The sequence below is a fragment of the Clostridium sp. C2-6-12 genome (assembly GCF_009928485.1).
Taxonomy (GTDB): Bacteria; Bacillota; Clostridia; order Clostridiales; family Clostridiaceae; genus Clostridium.
Genome location: NZ_JAABNP010000005.1, coordinates 152,040 through 174,036, shown reverse-complemented (window position 1 = coordinate 174,036; position 21,997 = coordinate 152,040). Strand labels below are relative to the sequence as shown.

General features: G+C 28.8%; 13 protein-coding genes. All 13 read right to left on the bottom strand.

From position 1 onward, the window contains the following. Positions 1 to 209 precede the first annotated feature (209 nt). Complete coding sequence (locus GXK56_RS06345; RefSeq protein ID WP_160686327.1) at positions 210 to 1,652, bottom strand: FAD-dependent oxidoreductase; 1,443 nt, start codon at positions 1,650 to 1,652, stop codon at positions 210 to 212. Positions 1,653 to 2,044: 392 nt separating this feature from the next. Then, positions 2,045 to 4,885: a VWA domain-containing protein gene (locus GXK56_RS06340; protein ID WP_160686325.1), complete on the bottom strand. Its 2,841-nt coding sequence runs from the start codon at positions 4,883 to 4,885 to the stop codon at positions 2,045 to 2,047. Between the two features lie 9 nt (positions 4,886 to 4,894). After that, a complete protein-coding gene (locus GXK56_RS06335) occupies positions 4,895 to 6,667 on the bottom strand; it encodes a BatA and WFA domain-containing protein (RefSeq protein ID WP_160686323.1) in 1,773 nt (590 codons plus the stop codon). Positions 6,668 to 6,695: 28 nt separating this feature from the next. Continuing rightward, positions 6,696 to 7,580: a DUF58 domain-containing protein gene (locus GXK56_RS06330; RefSeq protein WP_160686321.1), complete on the bottom strand. Its 885-nt coding sequence runs from the start codon at positions 7,578 to 7,580 to the stop codon at positions 6,696 to 6,698. An 83-nt stretch (positions 7,581 to 7,663) separates the two neighbouring features. Further along, positions 7,664 to 8,647 carry a MoxR family ATPase gene (locus GXK56_RS06325; RefSeq protein WP_160686319.1) on the bottom strand — a complete coding sequence of 328 codons (984 nt, stop codon included), beginning with the start codon at positions 8,645 to 8,647 and terminating at the stop codon, positions 7,664 to 7,666. Between the two features lie 12 nt (positions 8,648 to 8,659). Next, a complete protein-coding gene (locus tag GXK56_RS06320) occupies positions 8,660 to 10,210 on the bottom strand; it encodes a pectinesterase (protein WP_160686317.1) in 1,551 nt (516 codons plus the stop codon). Between the two features lie 69 nt (positions 10,211 to 10,279). After that, positions 10,280 to 11,167, bottom strand: coding sequence for an ABC transporter permease subunit (locus GXK56_RS06315; protein ID WP_160686315.1), 888 nt, complete (start codon positions 11,165 to 11,167; stop codon positions 10,280 to 10,282). Next, entirely contained in the window at positions 11,157 to 12,107 is a 951-nt protein-coding gene (locus GXK56_RS06310) for an ABC transporter ATP-binding protein (RefSeq protein WP_160686313.1), read from the bottom strand. Before GXK56_RS06310 ends, GXK56_RS06315 begins: the two co-directional genes overlap by 11 nt. Next, the gene (locus tag GXK56_RS06305) at positions 12,107 to 14,491 is read right to left on the bottom strand and encodes a hypothetical protein (RefSeq protein ID WP_160686311.1); all 2,385 of its coding nucleotides are present in this window, start codon (positions 14,489 to 14,491) and stop codon (positions 12,107 to 12,109) included. The genes GXK56_RS06310 and GXK56_RS06305 overlap by 1 nt, the downstream gene beginning before the upstream one ends. Before the next feature lie 364 nt (positions 14,492 to 14,855). Next, on the bottom strand, positions 14,856 to 17,180 hold the full coding sequence (locus tag GXK56_RS06300) for a transglutaminase domain-containing protein (protein ID WP_160686309.1): 2,325 nt from the start codon (positions 17,178 to 17,180) through the stop codon (positions 14,856 to 14,858). A gap of 1 nt (position 17,181) precedes the next feature. Beyond that, the gene (locus tag GXK56_RS06295; RefSeq protein ID WP_160686307.1) at positions 17,182 to 18,342 is read right to left on the bottom strand and encodes a DUF58 domain-containing protein; all 1,161 of its coding nucleotides are present in this window, start codon (positions 18,340 to 18,342) and stop codon (positions 17,182 to 17,184) included. Positions 18,343 to 18,363: 21 nt separating this feature from the next. Next, positions 18,364 to 19,299 carry a MoxR family ATPase gene (locus GXK56_RS06290; RefSeq protein ID WP_160686305.1) on the bottom strand — a complete coding sequence of 312 codons (936 nt, stop codon included), beginning with the start codon at positions 19,297 to 19,299 and terminating at the stop codon, positions 18,364 to 18,366. 233 nt (positions 19,300 to 19,532) lie between these two features. After that, a complete protein-coding gene (locus GXK56_RS06285) occupies positions 19,533 to 21,698 on the bottom strand; it encodes a type IA DNA topoisomerase (protein WP_160686303.1) in 2,166 nt (721 codons plus the stop codon). Positions 21,699 to 21,997 lie beyond the last annotated feature (299 nt).

Here is a 21,997-nt window from a genome sequence, read left to right as displayed (position 1 = left end):
ATTGCTATTGATATTTTTTAATAAAAAAGACGCCCTCATTTCAAAAGGTATATTCCTCATTGAATATATCTTTTTAGAAATGAAAACGCCATTGTCTTCAAATAATATATAAATTTTTTCAAATTACTTTTTCAGTTTACTAGGTTCGTATATATATGTCAATACAAAATGTAAGTTTTTTTTCATTTTTTATTTCAATTTGAGTTATATTATTTCAAATTGTAAGTACACTTATTTGCAGGACTTTCTACCCAATTTCCTTCATAATCAAACCTTGATCCATGACATGGACAATCCCAAGTTAATTCATCGTTATTCCAATGAAGTTCACAACCTAAATGAGGGCATTTAGTAGATATTGCATAGATGTTCCCCTCTTCATCTTTGTACACCCCAGCTTTTTCACCTTTATATTCCACTATTCCTCCGTGTCCTTTTAAAATATTTTGAGCACTTTCTTCTGGAATATTTATTCTTTGAGCTATGAAATTTTGTGCAGTTTTTACCAAATCAGTGGCTGCATTTTTCATTGAAGCAGACATATCAAATCTAGTAGGTGAAAATATTTCTGAAAAATCATTTTCTTTTCCACAAATCATGTCATTTATTATCATAGCTGCTACCATGGAACTTGTCATTCCCCATTTTTTAAATCCTGTTTCAACATAAAGGTTAGGTGTTCTTGATGAGTAATGACCTATGTAAGGTATATTGTCTAAAGTTACACAATCTTGTGCTGACCAGTGATACTTCTCTATTGCATTTGGATAGAACTTTTTAGCAGCTTCCCTTAATTTATCATATGCGCCTCCATACTCATTTTCACCAGTTCTTTGAGACATACCTCCAAGTAGTAGTAAATCTTTATAGTTTCTAAATGAGTATCCATTATCATCACTATCTATGTACATTCCTTTTACATCTTGGGCATTTTCTAATGCAATAACATAAGAACGTTCTTGATGCATTCTCATAAAATAATACCCAGGAACATTTAAAAATGGATAATGTGTTGCTACTACTATATGGTTAGCCTTTATTCTTCCACCACTTGTAATTATCTCATTATCTTTTATGTCCATTGCCATTGTATCTTCATAGATATTTAATTTTTCTGAAATTGGTTTTAAGAATTTAAGTGGATTAAATTGAGCTTGATTTCCAAATTTTAATGCACCTTTAACATTAAGAGGAAGGCTTACCTCACTCACTAACTCTGCATCAATTCCTAATTTTTTAGCAGCTTTACATTCATCTTTAAGATTATCAACATCCTTTAAAGAATATACATATGCATCCTTTTCTTCAAAATCACAATCAATTTTTTCTTCTTCAATTATTTCTCTATATTTCCTTATTGCTAGTTCATTAGCCTTAGCATATTGCCTCGCTTTTGCCTCACCAAACTCTTTAATTAAATTATTATAAATCAAATCATGTTGCGAAGTTATCTTAGCTGTTGTATTCTTTGTATTTCCGCTTCCTATACCTTTTGCATCGATGATTACAACTTCTCTTCCACTTTTATTGAGCATATAACCAGTTAATAATCCTGCAATCCCAGCTCCTATTATTGCAACCTCACATTCTATATTACTACTTAAAGTCTCTCGTTTTCTAAAATTAAATCCTGAATTCCATACACTTTCCATATGTCTCACCTCATCTTTAGTATTCCATTTCTTTGATAATATACACTAAAATTTTTTAAAATTTTTATAAATAATAAGCATGTTTAAGATTAAGAAAACATTTTTCTTAATCTTAAACATGCTTTTCATATATAGATTCTAGTTTGTGAATTATGCAAGAAGTAATAGTTAATAAGCAAGAGCTATTGGATGGAATTCCAAAAAGGGATTTCTAAAAATTATTTATTGAAAAGTCTGTGGCTTTTCTTTCTAAACTCTTAACTAATTTTAAATTCCTGATTGCAGAAAAATTCCGCATTGCAGCATAGCTGCTCTTTTTATAGGTGGAAAGATCCGCATTGCAGCATAGCTGCTCTTTTTATAGGTGTACCTCTTAATTCTTAACTGAACTTTTACTCTTCTCTTTTTCTTTTATTATTCAGTAGAGACGAAGTATCTAGTTTTTTAGTTTTGTCATTATCTGCTTTTAATTTATCTTTTCTTTTTACAATATGCTCTTTAGTTACAGCTTCTTCTTTTCCTTTATTTTCTGATACTTTTCGTAAGGTTAACTCCTCTTTGTTTTCCTTCTCTGCTAAATTGCTATTAATATTTGAACTTTTTATAGAACTTTCTCTTTTTTTCTTCTTAAAACTCAAGCTAAATTTAGCATTATTAATACCAGTTTTTTCTTTAAATTTATTAAAATATTTCTTTAAATCTAAATTCAATCTTCTATAAGCTATATCTAAAAAGAACAATAAAACAGCTATTACTAATGCTGGTATTGTTAAATTTATAGGTTTATAATTGCTTTTTAGTTCACCTTTAAATACATCTTTAGGTTTATTAATAAACGTTCCTTTAACCTCATTAACTAGTGTATCTATTTTATTCTTATTTTTATTGAATTTGTATTCCTCAGAATATTGAAGTGAAAAAGCTCCATTATAATTATTTAATACTTCTCCTTTATTTTCTTCTCTTATATTAAAAGTATAAAAGCCTAACTCATTTAACTTAACTCTGCCTACAAATTTTCCTGGTTCTTCTTGAGTTAATTCTAATTCGCCCTTTTCACCATTTTCGCTATTATACACACCTTTTACTTTAGAACCTTCTTTTACAGCATCACTGTAAAATTCTACAACTGCCTCATTTCCTTTTTGAGTTATTGATACTTTCCCTTCTTCACTAAGTTCTGGAATTGTCCAGTAAATTGCATTTTTTATTAATTGAGCTCCCTTATTCCAGGTTAAGAAATCACCGCTCCACTGTCCATTAATATCTGAGGTCCAGCTTACAGTTTTACCTAATCCATATTGATTAGCTGCGAGAATAGGTTCATCATGATTAGAGGATAATATTTCTATAGCTTTATCCTTAATTGATGTTCCTACATATCCCTTTAAGGCTGGTATTGAATTATCAGTTAAAACTCCACGTAAAATTTCATGATTACTTACTACTTTAGGTTGAAACTCTTCGTTAATAATATACGTTCCTGCAGATAATAAAACTTCTTTAGCAAATATTCTCGGGATATCTGTATATTTATCTGTATGATATACTCTGCCTTTTCCCATTTCTGCTAACTTTCCAAGTAATGCTGTATCTGCATCTTCTCCAACTGATACTGTAGATAAAGTTATTCCTCCATTATTAATATTCACTATTAAATCTTGATAATTATCAATTCCAAAGTCATCTTGTCCATCTGTTAAAAGTATAATGTGTTTAATTTTGGCACTACTTTCACTTTGAGCAGTATAAGCCTCTTCTAAAGCTGGATAAATTGAAGTTCCACCACCATTTCCAATGCCTGCAATCATTCCTTTAATTGCTTCTCTATCCTTAACAGGCTGCCTTTCAACTACTTTTTGAAAACTATCATCAAAAGCAATTACATTAATTTCATCAGTAGGTCTTAAATTATCTAAAGACTTCATTGCAGCTTCCTTTGCTAAAGTAAGCTTGCTTACATTACCATCTCCCATTGACATACTTCCAGACTTATCTATTACTAAGCTTATACTGATTTGAGGAACTTCATTTTTTCCCTTCTTGTCCATATTAACAGGTAATACTTTTTCAAGTGCCGTATCCTTATATCCACCTAAGGCATAAGAATTTTCTCCGCCAAAAGTAACTATTCCTCCTCCATAATCTTTAACATAAGCTTCTAGGTTTTCCATAAAACCTTTGTTTAAATCATCTACATGAACATCTGCAAGTACTATTGTTTTATATTCTAGCATTTGGTTTAAAGTTGTTGGCGCTCCTGTTGGTAATGTTACATTATACTCACTATTAGCTGCTTTTAAAGTTTCTATAACACCTGAACTACTGCCTGCTTTTCCTTCGATAACTAGTATATTAGGCTTTGAAATAACATTTGTGAAACAGCTATATTCATTATTAGTTTTATTGCTATCCTTTTCTGGCTCAATTAAGACTCTATATGATTTAAAACCTCCAGTATTTTGAACATCTTTAAATACAAAAGTATTTGTTCCTTTTTGCAGCTCTACTTCCTGCTCGCCTTTTTTATCTCTTCCTGAAAATAAAGTAAGTTTTGCTTTCGTTTGAACATTAGATTGAATTTTTGTAATAACTGAAAATTCTTCTCCAATAGAAATATTATCTGGAACCTTAACATCTTCCACATATACTTCATCACCTTGAGCATTTACAACTTTATATACCTTTAAATCTATATTTTCTTTTTTGATGACAGGTATATTTTTTAGTAAATCACCTTGATTTTCTTCACCATCAGTAATAAGCACAATTCTCTTAGCTGCACCTTTATCAAATAAGCTTAGAGAACTGTTTACAGCTTCTTCTATATTAGTTGAATTTACAATAGGAGCTGATTTAATTTGCTTGTATTCTTTATTATCATCCATGAATTTGTCAACTGAAGCATTATCTCCAAAAACAACTACGCCTGCTTTATTGTTTTTAGGCATTTCCTTTAATGCATTATCAATAAATTTAACACCTTCACCTTTAAAATCACTCATGCTGTCTGAAACATCTAGCAAAAATACTGTTGAAATATTTTCACCTCTTAAGTTTATGGTTATATCTGAAATTCCTATTACTATAAGTATTAATAATATTATTCTGCTAATTAATACTAACTTGTCCTTTCTTACTATTCCTTTTAATCTCTTTAAAATTAAATACATAAATAGAAGAATTAACGGTATTAATATTAATCCATATGCTCTTCCTATTTCTATACCCATAATAATCACCTAGTTTCCTTTTAAGTACAATACCCATTCTGTCAATAAACCTATTAATCCAAGTAATAACAATAATGGTACTAAACTTAAACCTTTCTTTAAAATCTTTATTTCTGATTTTAAATTATTTTGCTCTCCTATATTCTCCTCACTTAAATTACTTTCAGTATCTGTTGGAAAATTAATAGAAAACATTTCTTCAGTTTTTTCATTTTCATTAGATTCTTCTTCTACTTTATAAATTCCTAATTCTGAAATGCTATTATACCTAGAACCTTGGGCAACGCCTATATAATTTTTATCTGGAGCCTTAACTTTAAGATTTTTTCCATTTGGAGTTCCTTTTATAAAAATTTCTTCTCCAGCCTTATAATTATTCTTATATAAGACTCCTGATTTAATAAGCTTTTCTCCAAGCTCATAGATTAAAATAGGAAATTCCTTTTTCAATGCAAAATCAGTGTTATGCACATCAAACCCCAATGCACCAATGCTTCTTCCATTTAACTCTCCTATAAATCCAATTGTATTTTCATCAACCTTTAAAAAAGCTTTCCCAAAGTAAGGAACTTCTATATTTTTATAATTTGAAAGTGTAAAATTAATATCTTTTGTATAATTAGATAATTCTTTTTCAACTCCAGTTGCTTGTCCTAATTCTTCCTTGCTTTCCACCTTAAAAAATTCATTAGAAGTAGGATTTATAAATAATATGCTTCCTTTCTTTGGCATAACCTTAGGAATAACACCATCAAAAACATATAAATCGTAAGAATCCTCAGTAATGTTATTTACATCGTTGGTCTTGTATAGTTCAACATTTTCTATATTATTAAAGCTCTTTTCTAAAAACACATTTTTTTCAGTTACTAAAAGTACTTTTTTTCCTTTATTATTTCGGATAACATCATAATACGTATTGTCACCTGCAATTAGGTCCTTATTTGATAATTCTCCCTTTAGATATTCTCCATTGAAATTGTCAAGTTCATAATTTAAGGTTTTACTTGTTCCCTTAGGTAATTCTAAAGATTCAACCTTTACTAGCTCTTCACCATTGTATAATGAAAAATCACCAGTATAATCATTATTTCCAGTATTCTTAATAGTTGCTATAACCTTCATTTTATTTTCTGAATACTTATGTGATAAGTTGGTAATTGCAGCATTTTCTCCACTGTTAGCTAAAGAAACTACCTTCCCCTTTATATCACCTAAGTCAACCTTTTTATCACTTACAACTAATACCTCATATTCTTCTAAACCTTCACCTAATGATCTTACATAAGATAAAGTGCTGCTTATATCTCCGCTGCCATAAGTTTGAACAATTTCATCAATAGTATTTTTAGTTTCTATATTAGAACCTCCATTAAAGGCTAATATGTACTTATTAGTATTTTCTTTTATTGATTTTATATAATCCTCAGCTATTTGCTTTCCTGTTTCAAGCCTTGTTTTATCCTTATCATATAAGGTACTCATACTAGCTGTAGTATCAATTACCACAATTAAATTTTTATAAGTCTTTCCGCCAAATTTTAAAAATGGACTCATTAATGCAAAAATTAATAACAATATGACTAATATTTGAAGCATCATCATTATATTCACTTTAAGCTTTTCCCATGGAGTATTGGCTTGTGTGTTTTTATAAGCCTCCTTCCATAATAGTGAAGAGGATACTTGAACTTCTCTATATTTCCTTTTTAATATATAAAGTAATATTACTAAAGGAATTGTTATTAATAATACTAAGGGCCAAAGACTTCCTATTCCCACTTTGCATCCTCCTTATTTCAGTTAAGAGTTAATAAATCACTCTCTGTTTTCCAAAATCATTTAATATTATTTCTTCTAAGCTTTTATTTGTATTTACACTTATTAATGTTCCACCATATTTAATCGCTAGGACTCTAAGATTTTCATTAAAATCTTTTAGTGCTTTTTTATATGCTTCAAGAACTTTATGGTTTAGATTTAATTTAACCTTTTCTCCTGTTTCAGAATCTATTAAAGTAACCTCTTCTTCAATAGATGGATTTATTTCCTCCTCTGCAAGTACTTGAACTAGAACAATCTGCTGCTTTTTATAAGCTAAATATTTTAAGCCCTGCTCTATAGACTCTAAACCTTCGTTGTTAAAAAAATCAGATACTACAATAGATACACCTTTATTATTTATCTGCCTTTTTACAATAGCTTCTGAAAGCTTAGTAGTACCATTAAATTGAACATTTTCTAATTCTTTTAGTACCATTTGAAATCCTTTTTTACCTGTACCTCCACGTAAAAGTGAAAGATTTGCTTCTTCTGCCACACTGACATAAACTCTGTCTAAGTTATTTAACGCAATATAAGTTAAAGCTCCTATAATTTGAAGTGCTTTGTTCTTTTTACTCTCTTTTCCATAATCCATAGATTTACTCTTGTCTAAGAAAAAGTTAAAAACTCCTTCTCTTTCTTCCATAAATACCTTAATAAACAGCTTATCTAATCTTCCATAAGCGTTCCAATCAACTCTTCTAAAATCATCACCAGGCATGTATTCTCTAAAATCTGAAAATTCAACTGATGCTCCTTTTGCTTTTGATTTCCTTCCACCCTGAGCACCATTTGAAAGTCTTAAATTTATATTCAAATTTATTTTATTTAGCTTTTTGAAAAAATCTTCATTAAAAATTCTCTCTTCCATTTTTACACAACCTTTAATATATCTATTAATATTAAAATTATAAAATATGTTAATTTTAATATTATATTAATTATCATTTAATATTAAACCACCTTTAAATCTTCAAGAATTTTATCTATAACAAATTCCTCTGTTATACCTTCTGTTATACCTTCAAAGTTTAATATAATTCTATGCCTTAAGACTGGATATGCAATTGCCTTAATATCATCAAAGGATACATTCAATCTTCCTTCCATTATTGCTCTTACTTTTGCACCGCTGAATAAGCCTTGCGCAGCTCTTGGACTTGCTCCTGCTTCTACATACTTTTTAACTAAAGCATGACCTTCTTCCATTTCTGGATGAGTAGCTAAAATTAATTTTAAGGCGTATTCCTTAACTGGATTTGCCATTGGTACTTGTGAAATAATCTTCCTCATTTCCAAAATTTCATTATCACTTAGAATTGAATCAAGTTGAACTTCTTCGTTTGATAATGTTAAATCCATTATTTTCATAAGCTCATCTAATTTAGGAAAATCTACTTTCAGCTTAAATTGAAATCTGTCTAGCTGAGCTTCTGGAAGAGGGTACGTTCCCTCCTGCTCAATTGGATTTTGAGTTGCAAGTACCATAAAAGGTTTTGGCAATTCATAAGTTACCTTTCCAACTGTTACAGATTTTTCTCCCATTGCTTCAAGGAGAGCTGATTGAGTTTTCGGTGTTGCTCTATTAATTTCATCAGCTAAAAGGAGATTAGTAAACACAGGCCCCTTTTCAAATTGAAATTTAGTAGAACCATTTTCTTTAATAATTAAATTTGTCCCAACTACATCTGCTGGCATCAAATCTGGAGTAAATTGTATTCTAGAAAATCCAAGATTTAAAACGTTACCTATAGTTTTAACTAACTGAGTTTTTCCAAGACCAGGCATCCCCTCTAAAAGAACATTTCCTCCTGAAAAAATAGCTATTAATACATCTCTTACTATCTCTTCTTGCCCAACAATTCCCTTACCTATTTCACTTTTACATCTACTTAATTTCTCTACAACTTCTTTTATTAACTGTTCATTTATATCCATACTTTATCTCCTCTACTCTAATCCACTAAAATAATCTTTCACCACATCTTGCAAATGATCTGGCAATGAAGAATTATTCATTGAATCTATTTCCTCCTTGCTATAATCACCAATTACGCTATTGTAGTCCTTCTTTTCGCCATTAAAATTTAATCCTTTTTGAGTTTCAATACTTTGAGAAGTTCCATTGCTATTTTTATCACCTTTTAAATTTTCATCACTTCCAACTTGCCTTCCCGGAATAAATACCTGCTCTCCAATACTTGGTGCAGAAGTATTTTCTTTTCCATTCTTACTTCCAGTGTTCCAGCCACCGCCAGTACCATTTCCACTACCGCTTCCAGAACCGGAACCATTTCCTTGTCCTGAGCCAGAAGCATTTCCAGAACCAGAACTATTTCCATTCCCATTAGCTTTAGCAGCTACTTTGCCACTACCACCATTTGAACTACCATCACTTTTTGTCTTTAAGGAAGTTATTGCATTTGCAAGTTCTGATGGATCTATTTCTCCATCTAAGATTTTATCTGACGATTGTTCTAAAAGGTTCTTCAATTCCTCATCGGCTAAATTAGCTGCCGCTTCTTTTAATGCATTTGAAAGTTCACTTTTTTCTTTATCACTTAAGTTTGGAAGGGATTGATTTAATGCTTTTAATTTATTTTCTAAAGTTTCTTTATCTCCAGTTTTTAAAGCTTCTAAAAGCTCTTTACCTGTTTTATTTTTGCTTAAACTCTTATTTATTTCGTTAAGATTTTTTAAAGCTTCTTTAGCTTGTTCATTTTTTTGGCTTTCTACTAAGTTTTTCTTCAAATCATCTACTAATTCTTTTTTCTTTTCTGAAGTAGTTTTTTCTTTCATTTCTTCAAATTTTTTATCTAACCTATCCATTAACTTATTTGTATCTTCTTTTTTGTTTATCTCTTTTAAATCTTTTTTTGCTTCCTTTAATATCTTTTTTAATTCTTCCTTTTCTTCTTTAGTTAAGTCAGCTTCTTTTTCTATTTTTTCTTCTTCCTTATCTATTTTATTTACAATTTCATTTTTACTATTAGTAAATTCTCTTAATTTTTCTGCGTCTCTTTTAGGTCCAGTTGGAATTAAAATTATTATTATACACAGAATAGTAAGGATTATATTTTTATAAATCTCCTTCTTTTCTATTCTTATAGGTAAATTTCTTTTAAAATCATATTTTTTTATGCTCTTTACTGTATCCTTCTTTTGAGCCGTTGCAATTTCACTTTCATCTCCAATAAATTCTAACGCTGTGATAACTCTTTCCTTTAATCCCTTGGAATCTGCCAATAGTGCTATTTCCTTTTGTTTAGGGCCTTTAATAACCCCCAAAAAAATACTTATAAACACACCCAAATTGACAATTCCAAAACTTATCCTATAGCAGCTTTCAAAAGGTATAAATAGAGCTATTATAAAAATAATTAAATTTAAAACTAATGAGGCTTGAAGCCCCATTAATATTTTACTTATAAGAAAATTTAATTTTATTCTACGCCCAGACTTTTTTATAAAATCTAATATCTCTTTATCTAAAGCATTCATTCATAAATTCTCCTCAATTCAAATTCCTTATAAACCAACTAGTAATGAATGATGAATATTTACTGCTCATCATTCATTATTTACTGATTTTTTTCTTTTTTTTCTAAATCTAAAACCACTATTTAAAGGATTTAACTTATGTGCAGATATAAAAACTAATATTACACTTAAAACTAATTGAATTCCCATTGATATAAAAGTTCCGTAATCAAACATAAAACTATCAATTCCTCTTCCCCAAAAGCCAAAAGCATTGGTTTCCCCTATTTGTTTAGCTAGTAAACATAAAAATCCTACTGTTGGGCTTAAATACGAAAATATTGGTGCCGTTAAATTTTGAGCATTAGGGTTTTTAGAGGCACTAATCATAGTAACAATAAATGCTAAAATAACTATACCTACAAATATCATTAAGGTAACTCCATAGGCAACTGCTGTTGCTACTTTTGAGGTTTTAATGAAGGTAGATATACATACGCCAATGGAACCTACAAATATTGTAGTCACAATAAAGAATAGACTTAGCTCCAATATATTCCCTAAATTTACGCCTCCAATTAAAAATGCAATTGAATATATTGGCATTGTGCAAATAATCAAAATTATAACTCTGCTTATTGAAGCTAAAAGTTTTCCATTTATTATTGATAAAGTACTCATTTTTGTTGATAAAAGAACTTCTAACGTCTGCTTTTCCCTCTCACCACAAATTGCTGTAGAAGTTAAAGCTGGCACTATAAACATTAATAAAACTGCTTGTATTATTGCCATTCCAATATAAAGATATATTATTGATTCTAAATTTATCCCATTAAAATATGCTTCTTCAATATTAATATTAAATATAAACAGTGCTCCTCCAGATAATAAAAGTACATATACAAGGATCATTAGAGTAAATTTAAAACTTCTTACTGCAAGCTTTGTTTCATTTTTTAAAACCGGATTAATTTTCAAGACTCTTTTCCTCCTTTAACGCTTCTTTATCTGTAATTTTAATAAATATGTCTTCAAGACTTGTTGATTCTCTATTGAAAGATATTACTGGTACATCTCTGCTTATTAATGTTTTAAGTAAAACAGCACACTCTTCTTCATTCCCATTAAAACCAGCTGTTATTTTATTATTTTCAAACTTTATTTTACCTATCTTAGGAATTTCCTTTAATATCTTAATTGCTTCTTCAGTTCTATCTAATACTGAAATTGCAATTGGGTGATTTCCACTCACTGCTGTCATTATATCTTCTACAGTTCCCTGACACACCATTCTTCCACTTTCAACAATTCCTATATTAGTACAGATTTCACCTAACTCGGATAAAATATGTGAACTTACTATTATAGTTTTACCCATATCTTTAAGGTTTTTCAATATATTTTTCATTTCAAATCTTGCTCTAGGGTCCATCCCTGAAGCAGGTTCATCTAAAATCAATAATTGTGGATTATGAATCAAACATCTTGCTAAACATAATCTTTGCTTCATACCTCTTGATAATCCATCAACATATGCATCATATTTCTTTTCTAGATTTACTAATTCTAATAAATCCATTGATAAATCTTTAATTTCTTTACCTGTTATACCATAAATTGATCCATAAAACTCTAAATACTCATATGCCTTTAAATTATCATATACTCCAAAGAAATCTGGCATATACCCAATTTTCTCTTTTAATTTCTTATTATTTTTAATTGCATCTATTCCATCAACATATACTTCTCCATCATCAGGCGTTAAAAGACCAGACACTATTTTCATAGTTGTACTTTTTCCTGCACCATTAGGGCCTATGAACCCAAATATCTCACCTTGTTTAATATCTAAATTTAATTTATTAAGGGCCTTAAATTTTCCATAGGATTTTTCTAAATCTTTAATAAGTAACATTATTTAGCCCTCCCTTTTACAGTAATTTGTGGAATACCTATTCCCTCTTCATTATTACATTGCATTTTTACTCTTACTTTTCCATCCTTAATATATTCTGTTGGATTTTTTATGCTTTCTCCATTTACAGTGTAATTTATTTGAGTATATTGATTTTTTTCGTAATTATAAATATAAACAGAACCCTTTAATCCAGATGATTTTCCATTATGATTATCAACATATCCAACTTTTAAATCTAATAAATTTATATCTTTATTTATGTTATAATCTAAAATTAAATCTCCATTTCCAAAAATAGCATTGTTTTGGGTATCAATATCTACATTTTCATTTATATCTGATATTTCACCTTTAAAATATCCTAATGGATAATCTAAATTACCATCTTTATCTGTAAAATTTATATCTACATCCTGAAGAACTGCAGTAGTATCATATTTAGATACTGACTTTCCTCCAAAATCAAAACCGTAATCTACAGGCATATCAGTTACTGCAAGTAAATATGTTGATTGTTTATGATTTATTTCCCCTACACTTCCTATCAAATTTCCTATTCTCAATATATCTTTAAATTCTTCTTTATTTTTATTATTCCCTGACCCAGATCTATAATCTCTATGATATTTACTTCTTAACTTATTTCCATAAGCTTCCAATCCTGAGGATGAATAACTTTGAGAATCAATTTCCTTTTCTTCATTAGCCTTTATTTCTCCTAATTCCCAGACAGAATTATAAGATACTACTAATAAATCTTTAATATCGTATCCTAAAGTATTTTTAATTTTTCCTGATAATTTTTGAGAGTTATAGTTTAAATTAGCATCAATAGTTGGAATCATATCTTTATGTCCTGTAATTTCGAATTTTTTCATACTTAAAGCAGCTAACTGCTTAAATTCAAAATAAGAATTATTTTGTCTGTATACAGTTTTAGTTCCTAACTTAGTAAAATTATTTGTATCTGCATTTTCTCTATAATAATCATTAGTGTAATTTTTAAGATTAGTTCCTGTAGGTTCTTGTACTGTTAAATCATTTTTGTATTTAGAACCAATTCCTGCATATCCTAACACTTGGCTTGAACCATTTTTATCACTTGTAACAATATTAACTTGATTTAATACTACATCTTTAATTCTTGTATTAATACCTAATGTGTATAAAGTTAATGAAAAAATTATTGCTATAGCAGGAATAATTCCCCAAAGCCATTCTCTTTTATTTAATTTCTTCATTACTATATAAATAATAATTCCTACAATTAATGCATAACTTAAAAATGTAATGACTAATAATCCAATATTGAAATTATCTTTATATGGTACATTATTACTCAATTCTTCAATACCATGTGGTACATACTGGTTTCTATAACTATGAGGAATACTAAACCTACTTGCAAAATCATTTCCTAAAGATTCCTTCCATGTATTCATGACTTCATCTTTAGCTGCTATATTTTTATTTGCCAAATCAAAGGCTGCAACATATACCTTACCTTGTCCCTTATGCATCGAATAAATCAGAGGTTCTTCACCCTCCTGTAATTTTATTTCTGCATTTTTTATATTTAATTTAGCAAGGGTGTATCCATTAATATCTTTTGTTCCATTGTAATTTATATTAAAAAATTCTTTATCCAAATTGCCTATTGTTTTAGCTGTATTTTCTCCACTGCCAATTACTAATGTTCCTCCACTTTCAACCCATGAAGATAAATTTTCATACTGGTCTTTTTTCAAATTAGAAGTATTATAATTATTTATTACAATAGCATCCAATGAAGAAATATTTTTAGAACTTTTTACTAAAGAATCTAATTCTAATGGTACACTAATGGTTTTATTAATTCGTTCTTTCATTTTATTATTTGAGTTATTTAAACTGGTAAAATCTAAAGTTCGTATTGTAATACCATTAAAATCATCTGTCATTACTCCCATAAACAAATCAGCTTCATTTACTCTTCCATTGCTGACTAATACATTATTTTCTTTTATAATATTTTCGCCTTCTTTTAATACTACTTTTAATTTCAAAGCATTATCTGGCAAATTAATTGGAATAGTTATTGTTCTTTTTTCGTTAGCACCTATATTTACTTCAGATACAAATGCATCATATGTATTAGGAGCACTAGCAGGAACTCTTACCTCTAATTCTCCCGCTATCTTGTCCCCTTTGTTTTCTACTTCAATATTCACTGGTATAGATGTTGAGCCTTTAAAATTCCCTTGAATTCCGTAGGTTGCTTTCATTGTAATTGAACTATTATCTTCTTTAGTTTCCGCTCTACACATTGTTGGCATAAATCCAACCAATATAAAAAACATAACTAACGAAGTGATCAACTTATTATAGTTAATTTTTTTCATTCCTAGATTCCCCCATATTACATAATTAATTAAATATTAGCATAATTTAACTTTAAATTGTAAATTTATTGTATTATTAATAATTTCTTCATTTAGTTTTAATTTTATTGTATGAAGTGTACTACTTCGAATGGTACACTAAAATTATAGATTAGAATATATTATTAATCAATTAATTATTCCTTAATTTTTCCTTAATTGAGAATTTAAACACATGGATAATCTATTATAAAAATAACCAAAACTATAAAAATCTAAAATATAAATTGTATAATTTATTAATTATTTTCTTAAATAAAATTAATTAGGACAGCATTCAATAGTTTTATACTAATAAATGTTGCCCTATAACTAAAATTAAAAATTATTTTTTTATTACAAATTGCTCAACAAAAAATACCTCTTCCTCTGTAATATTTTTTTTACTGTAGCGTATTGTTTGAAACCAAATTAGCAGTTTTATCAACTCACTATCTAAAAAATTTTCCGCTCCTTCTAACCTTTCGATAAATTCCTGTAACGTCTCCCCATCTCTTAATTTATATCCACGTTTTTCAAGATTCTGAATAATTTTTTTCATCAAAATTAAAACTTTTTGCCGATTATCTGATTTTTTATATATTATTTTTTGATTCAAAATAAATAATCCTATACCTAATGCGCACAAAAGAATTAATAAAGATATTCCTCCAAAGATATATTTTAACCATAATTTAAAAGTTTCATTATTTGTTATTGATTCTAAAATGCTGATTTCAACTTTATCTTCAGATTTTTTTTGTATTTGAAAATCTGGAGTTTTTATTAACTGTTTATTATTAGTGTTATTAATCTTAATATCTGCTTTGACATCCTCTCTTGCCCAGTTTTCTCTAACCTCAAAATTACCTGGGGTTGGATCCATCCTAATCCATCCAAAACCATTTAAATAAATTTCAGTCCATGCATGAGAATTTCCTGTTTTTATAAAGAACCAATCATTCTCTCTTTCTTTATAATCAACAACAGCCCCTTCAACATACCTAACTGGTATACCAATACTCCTGCACATAATTGCCATACTGCTTGCAAAATACGTACAATATCCTCTCTTTTTTTCAAATAAAAAGTAATCTACAGCATCTTTTCCTTTTGGAAGTTCATCAAGGCTAATATCATACTCATAGTTGTTTTTTAAATATTCATATATAGCTTCAGCTTTATCATATTCATTAGAGCAATTTTCTGTAATTTCCTTTGCTAAGTTTATTACTCTATCTGGTACTTCTGATGGCACTTGAAGATATTCACCTCTTATTTTATTATATTTTTCATTTAATCTTATTCTAAAAGAATCTGATGTAATATAATTAACATTATCTTCACTAATACCTAATTCTTTAACAGCTTCCTGAAATGCGCTTCCTTCAATAATTGTTTTTTCATTATCATTTTCTTCATAATAATTTTGATTTTCTTTAACATTTCTTAAGTACTGCTTCATATTATCATTTTCCATATTTATCAATAAACTTGAAACATAATACCTATATCCGTTTTTAACTTTCTTATCAAAATAAATATTATCTCCTAATGTATCTACATCATTTGCGTTAAGATTATCTATATAATAACAATTTTCTGGTCTAAATACGGATTTAGTTAAAATTTTATCGTAGCATATTTCATATTTAATTCTCTTTGCAAAATATTCATCTGGAAACGTCTTTAAATCTGAACGATATAAATTATATAGCTTTTCATATAAATCAATTTTGTATTCATCTTTATCGCTGCTTTTTTCAACATTATCCTTTTCCCAACCATCTCCAACATATTTATTTCGCACAATCCAATTTAAATAACCAGTTCTAAAACTATACCCAGTTGATACTGAAAGCATCTTTTTACCTCTTGTATCATTAAGATTACCTAAAAAATTAGTTTTCTTCTCTGATAACCCCACATTATTTACATTAAATTCATTTCCTTTCTCTTCTTCCGTTTCCCTCATTACGTATGCAATTTCTTTTAAGTTACTTGCAGTTTCCCTTATCCACGCCCACTTAATTGGCTGTTCATCTGAAGGGATACATATAGCTAAAAGTACAGTTCCAGCAATAAATGGTACTAAACACCTTTCAGAATATTTTTTAGCTTTTCCGTTTTTCACTTGAATCATTTCAACAACAGTATCAAAACAATAAAACAATATAATTCCAATTACCAAAACACTCATATCAACATAATAGATTCCACAGATTGTAATTAACACAACTAATACAATGGCAAAAAGAAATCTTGTAATTAATTTTTTCTCTAAATGTAGTATTATTCTCATGATAACAATAGATAGTATGCAAGATATAATTATAAAATACGAATAATAAAATTCATCAAATCCATTAGAATATGAATAAATCCAAAAGAAAGCGTCTTTAATAAATGTAAATGCATTTATTTCATATACTATTTTTAAAACTATTACTGATAATAAAATTACTATCGGTAAAGCAACTATTAACTTTTTAATATGATAATGATTAGCCAATGCTATAGTTGCAACTACAATTAGTGAGATTAGAAATAAAAGGGAAATAGGTATTTCCCAATTTAAACTTTTAAAAATACCATATTGAATTGAAAATGTAATAAGAACTTCTTTTACAATGACATACAATTCATCTGCTATTTCACTTTTCCCCTTCATTCTAATCTCCCTCCCCAGCTTCAATCACTCTAATCATAAAGCCACTTTCTGCAAAAAATTTTACTTTATGTCTTTGCTCCTCAGTCAGCTTACTTGTGGCAAGAAGAATACTTGTTTCAATAGTCCCATAATAAGATTTCAATTCATCATATAATTTAGAATTTAATTCGTGTGTAACAATGATTGCATGCTTTACTGTTCTTACCCAAGGGCGACTCGCTTCGCATAATTGATTATTTTTATACTTTCCATGAAACAAAAGCTTTCCACACAATAAATAGAATTTATTCCATTCATCTATATTTTGTATTGGTAATCTGTTATACCCATCTTGCTCAAAACAAACAAAAAATGGTATATTTTTTTCGTAACAGTAGTTTGCAGCTGCTAGGGCCTCTTCAATAATACAATCTTCTAGAAGTAACTTGTCCATTTCATTTTGTCCAACGGGACTTAAATCAATAAGAATCATGACTTCACGCTTTACACTAGAATGATATATTCTAGTCATTAATTCTCCATTCTTTGCTGAAGCCTTCCAATGTATTTGCCTCATGGACTCGCCTCTAACATATTTTTTTACCTGAACATCAATTTGATCTTCTCTAATAGTAGAAGCTTTAGTATTCTTTTCATCTTTGTCTTCCTCTATTATATCTGAATTCTTCCATTTAATAATTCTAGGTAAAACAGTAACTGGTAACTTTGAAGCTACCTTATAAGTAATATTAAATAAATTAATATAATCACTAATAACAAAAGCATCTACTCCAGTATAATATTCTCCTCGATATTTACAGCATATCTTTGTCTTAGTAATCTCCTTGTCTCCAGGCATTAAACAATATTCTTTATCTTCATTTAACCCAATGATTTGTGACTTATCATGTAAAAAATAAACTTTAATGCTGCTATATAAAAATTTATCTTCATTTCCTATTGAAAAATAATAATCCACACTTTCGCCTTTTACTATAACTTTCTTTTCTATTGTTTCATAAAACTTGAATCTACTCCAAACAACCATAATATATATTAATGAAGTAAATGGTATGAATAAAGAAAAAAAGAATAATGCATAAGGAATAGTTCCTCCTCGACTACTAACAAATATTCCTGTACCTATTATGAAACCAACTATAACAATCAAATTTTTATTCATTATACGTTTCATCTCCTGCTTTTACAAAATAGGTATACCAACCATTTTTCGCAGATTTAGCAGAACATTTTCTACTGAAACCTGATTTATTTTTGCTTCTGAAGATAAAATAATCCTATGTGCTATTATTGGATTGAATACTTCTAATACATCATCAGGAATAACGTAATTTCTTTTTTCAAAATATGCAATTGCTTGTGAGCCTTTTATCCAATCTAATGTAGCTCTTGGGCTAATTCCAAGTGTAATATCAGCACTATTTCTGCTAGCCTTAGCTATTTTTAAAATATATTCTATAATATCTTGATGAATCTCAACTTTTGTAACTTCATCTTGCATCTTGCATATTTCTGCTTCATTGGAAACCGAATCTATTTCCCTCCACTTTCTATTGGCTAAAAATCTATCTACCATCTTTTTTTCTTCTTCCTGACTTGGATACCCCATAGATAATTTCATAAAAAAACGATCTAACTGGGCTTCTGGAAGATTATATGTCCCAATACAGTCAACTGGGTTTTGTGTTGCAATTACCATAAACGGTCTTGGTAAGATATGTGTATTACCATCTACAGTTACTTGTCTTTCTTCCATTGCTTCTAAAAGACTTGCTTGTGTTTTTGGTGAAGCTCTATTTATTTCATCTGCTAAAATTATATTACTAATAACACTTCCCTTCATATATTCAAAAGTATTCGTTTTCATATTGTATATAGAAACTCCAGTAATATCGCTTGGTAACGTGTCAGGGGTAAATTGTATTCTGCTAAATTCGCATCCAATTGTTTTAGCTAAAGTTTTTGCAAAAGTAGTTTTTCCTGTACCCGGAACATCTTCTAATAATATATGGCCTTCGGATAAAACTGAAACCATTGCCATTTTAATTACATCCTTTTTTCCAACAATGACCTTTTCCATATTTAAAATAATCTCATCTACTTTATCAAATCCATTCATTATTTTCACCCTCCCATAATCTAATCATTTACCATTTAGCCCTTTCATTTTTATACCATAAAAACGCCCAAGTTTGTCACCCATTCGATTCTATTTATGGATATAAATTCTACTTAAATTATAAGTTATTTTTTTATGAATTGCACTGCCCCTTAAACATTTTATAGAAACTCACAAAATAGGGCAGTATTTAGTGGTAAACCTCCTAAATACTGCCCTTTAATACTTATCCTCTAAGTATCTATAAATTCAATTTTCCAATTAAAATATCCCGTTTCTTCATTCTTTTCATATCTAAAATATGCAGAAAAAGTATTTCCTTTTTTACTTTTTAAATTTCTAAAACCAACTTTACCATTTTTAAGTAAAAGCTCTACCATTTCCTTTGATATCTTTTTACCAAATGAAGCAATATACTTATCATCCTTCCAAATAGTATATCTACAACCATTCTTCCAATTGCTGCATCCAAAGCTTTTTTCCCCTTCAACTACAGGATTTCCGCAAACAGGACAAGGTCCTATACTTTCAACATCTTTCGGAATTTCAACTTTAATCCTAGACAATGCTCCTTCATCTTTCTTAATTGTCTCTACTGATTTAACTGTAAAATCTATTATAAGTTTCATAAAATCACTTTTAGCAAACTTACCCTTTTCAATATCTGAAAGAGTCTTTTCTAATCTTCCTGTATATTCTAAATCCAACAATTCTCTCACAGGAAAAGTCTCAACTAAATTTCTTCCTAGTTCTGTACACATAAGATTTTTACCTTTAGTTTTTAAATAGCCTATATCTTTTAATTTCTTTATTGTTTCTGCTCTGGTTGCTGGCGTTCCTATGCTATAACCACTTAAAATAGCCTGCATCATTTCATCACTATCTTCTTCTTTATCTTCAACACCTTTTCCACAGGTTTCCATAACTCTAAGCAAGGTTTTTTCCGTATGATATTTTGGTGGCTTTTTTGTAACAGAGCTGACCTTTGAATCTATAATATCAACTTTTTCATCCACTTCAACTTTTGGAAGAATTACATCTTTACTTTCTATTTTTTCTACTACCTTCCAGCCTTCAACAAGCTTAACTTTACCTTTGGAAACAAACATGCCTTTTACTTCTGGATTTTCAGCCTTTAAAGTTACCTTTGTTTCTTCAAATTCAGCTATAGGCATAAACTGCATTATAAATCTATTTTTAATAGCTTCATATACTATCTTTTCATCTGCTGATAATCCTGATGGTTTAATATAAGTTGGAGTTATAGCACTATGGCTTTCCACCTTTGAACTGTCAAAAATCCTTTTTGATGTGTTAAATTTAATATCTGCTTCATATGGTAATCCAACCTTTAATGTACCTAAAACTTTTTTTGCCCTATCCTTTAAGCTTTCTTCTAAAACCACACTTGCTGTTCTTGGATAAGTTGTAAGCTTCTTTTCATAAAGTGATTGCGCTACTTTTAAAACTTTATCAGATGTCCATCCTTTATATTTGCTTGTAACATAACCTTGTAGATTTGATAAATTAAATAAATATGGAGGATATTCTTTCTTTAATTCTGTCTGCTTGTCAATAATTGTAGCTGTAGAACCTTCAAGTAAAGGTAAAAGTTTATCTAAATCTTCCTTAACATCAAATTTTTCTGACTCATTTTCATAATATAAACCTTCAAATTCTTCATTTTGTGAATTTTTAAAATTTGATATTAATTTATAATACGTAGTTGCAGTAAAGTTTTCTATTTCTTTATCTCTATCATAAATAATTTTTAAGGTAGGAAGTAAAACTCTTCCTATATTAATAGTTTTGTTTTCTTCAAACTTATATTTTAAGGTACTGACTGAGGTTAAGTTAATTCCTATAATCCAGTCACTCCATTGTCTTCCTATACCTGCATCCTGAAGAGGCTGCATTTCTTTATTATCTTTTAAAGATTTCATTCCACTTTCAACTTCATCTGGTGTCCATTCATTTAAAAGCAATCTATATATAGGCTTTTTTACGTCAAAATAACCAAATAATTCATCGGCTATAACCTGACCTTCTCTATCATAGTCCGTAGCTGAAATTACACCATCAACATCTTCTCTATCTATTAAATTTTTTATTATTCCTAACTGCTTTTTGGCACCTTTGTCCTCTACAGTTCTATCTACTCCATCACATTTTACTTTGTATAAAAATTTTTCTGGGATAAATGGAAACTTTTCAAATCTCCACCCCTTCATATTTTCATCATAATCCTTTGCATCATAAAGCTGCAAAAGATGTCCAAATGCCCAGGTTATATAATATCCATTGCCTTCAAAATATCCATCTCTTCTAGTTTTTATCTTATATGCATCTGCAATATTTTTAGCAACAGATGGCTTTTCCGCAATAATAACTTTCGCCATGATATTTTAGTATCCTCCTTATAGTTATTACTTTTAGGCACAATAAATAAAATAATAAGTCTACGCTATCATCAGTATTGACTTATTATTTGTTAAATATGCCTTAGCAATATATATATTAACACTAAACTAAAAATAAAACCAGTTACTTCTTTTCTAAATAGCACCTGTAATTTTACCGCATTTAACTATCCTATCTTTTCCAAGTAATTCTTTTAATTTAAATTAGATTGTTACTTTTCTGAAAAGTAATTAATCCTCATATAAGTTATATTTATAAAACATATGTGATGTTTTAA

What these genes read in the sequence shown, in the direction of transcription:
- GXK56_RS06345 (WP_160686327.1), bottom strand. Translation starts at nt 1,652, where the DNA reads ATGGAAAGTGTATGGAATTCAGGATTTAATTTTAGAAAACGAGAGACT.
- GXK56_RS06340 (WP_160686325.1), bottom strand. Translation starts at nt 4,885, where the DNA reads ATGGGTATAGAAATAGGAAGAGCATATGGATTAATATTAATACCGTTA.
- GXK56_RS06330 (WP_160686321.1), bottom strand. Translation starts at nt 7,580, where the DNA reads ATGGAAGAGAGAATTTTTAATGAAGATTTTTTCAAAAAGCTAAATAAA.
- GXK56_RS06325 (WP_160686319.1), bottom strand. Translation starts at nt 8,647, where the DNA reads ATGGATATAAATGAACAGTTAATAAAAGAAGTTGTAGAGAAATTAAGT.
- GXK56_RS06320 (WP_160686317.1), bottom strand. Translation starts at nt 10,210, where the DNA reads ATGAATGCTTTAGATAAAGAGATATTAGATTTTATAAAAAAGTCTGGG.
- GXK56_RS06310 (WP_160686313.1), bottom strand. Translation starts at nt 12,107, where the DNA reads ATGTTACTTATTAAAGATTTAGAAAAATCCTATGGAAAATTTAAGGCC.
- GXK56_RS06305 (WP_160686311.1), bottom strand. Translation starts at nt 14,491, where the DNA reads ATGAAAAAAATTAACTATAATAAGTTGATCACTTCGTTAGTTATGTTT.
- GXK56_RS06300 (WP_160686309.1), bottom strand. Translation starts at nt 17,180, where the DNA reads ATGAAGGGGAAAAGTGAAATAGCAGATGAATTGTATGTCATTGTAAAA.
- GXK56_RS06295 (WP_160686307.1), bottom strand. Translation starts at nt 18,342, where the DNA reads ATGAATAAAAATTTGATTGTTATAGTTGGTTTCATAATAGGTACAGGA.
- GXK56_RS06290 (WP_160686305.1), bottom strand. Translation starts at nt 19,299, where the DNA reads ATGAATGGATTTGATAAAGTAGATGAGATTATTTTAAATATGGAAAAG.
- GXK56_RS06285 (WP_160686303.1), bottom strand. Translation starts at nt 21,698, where the DNA reads ATGGCGAAAGTTATTATTGCGGAAAAGCCATCTGTTGCTAAAAATATT.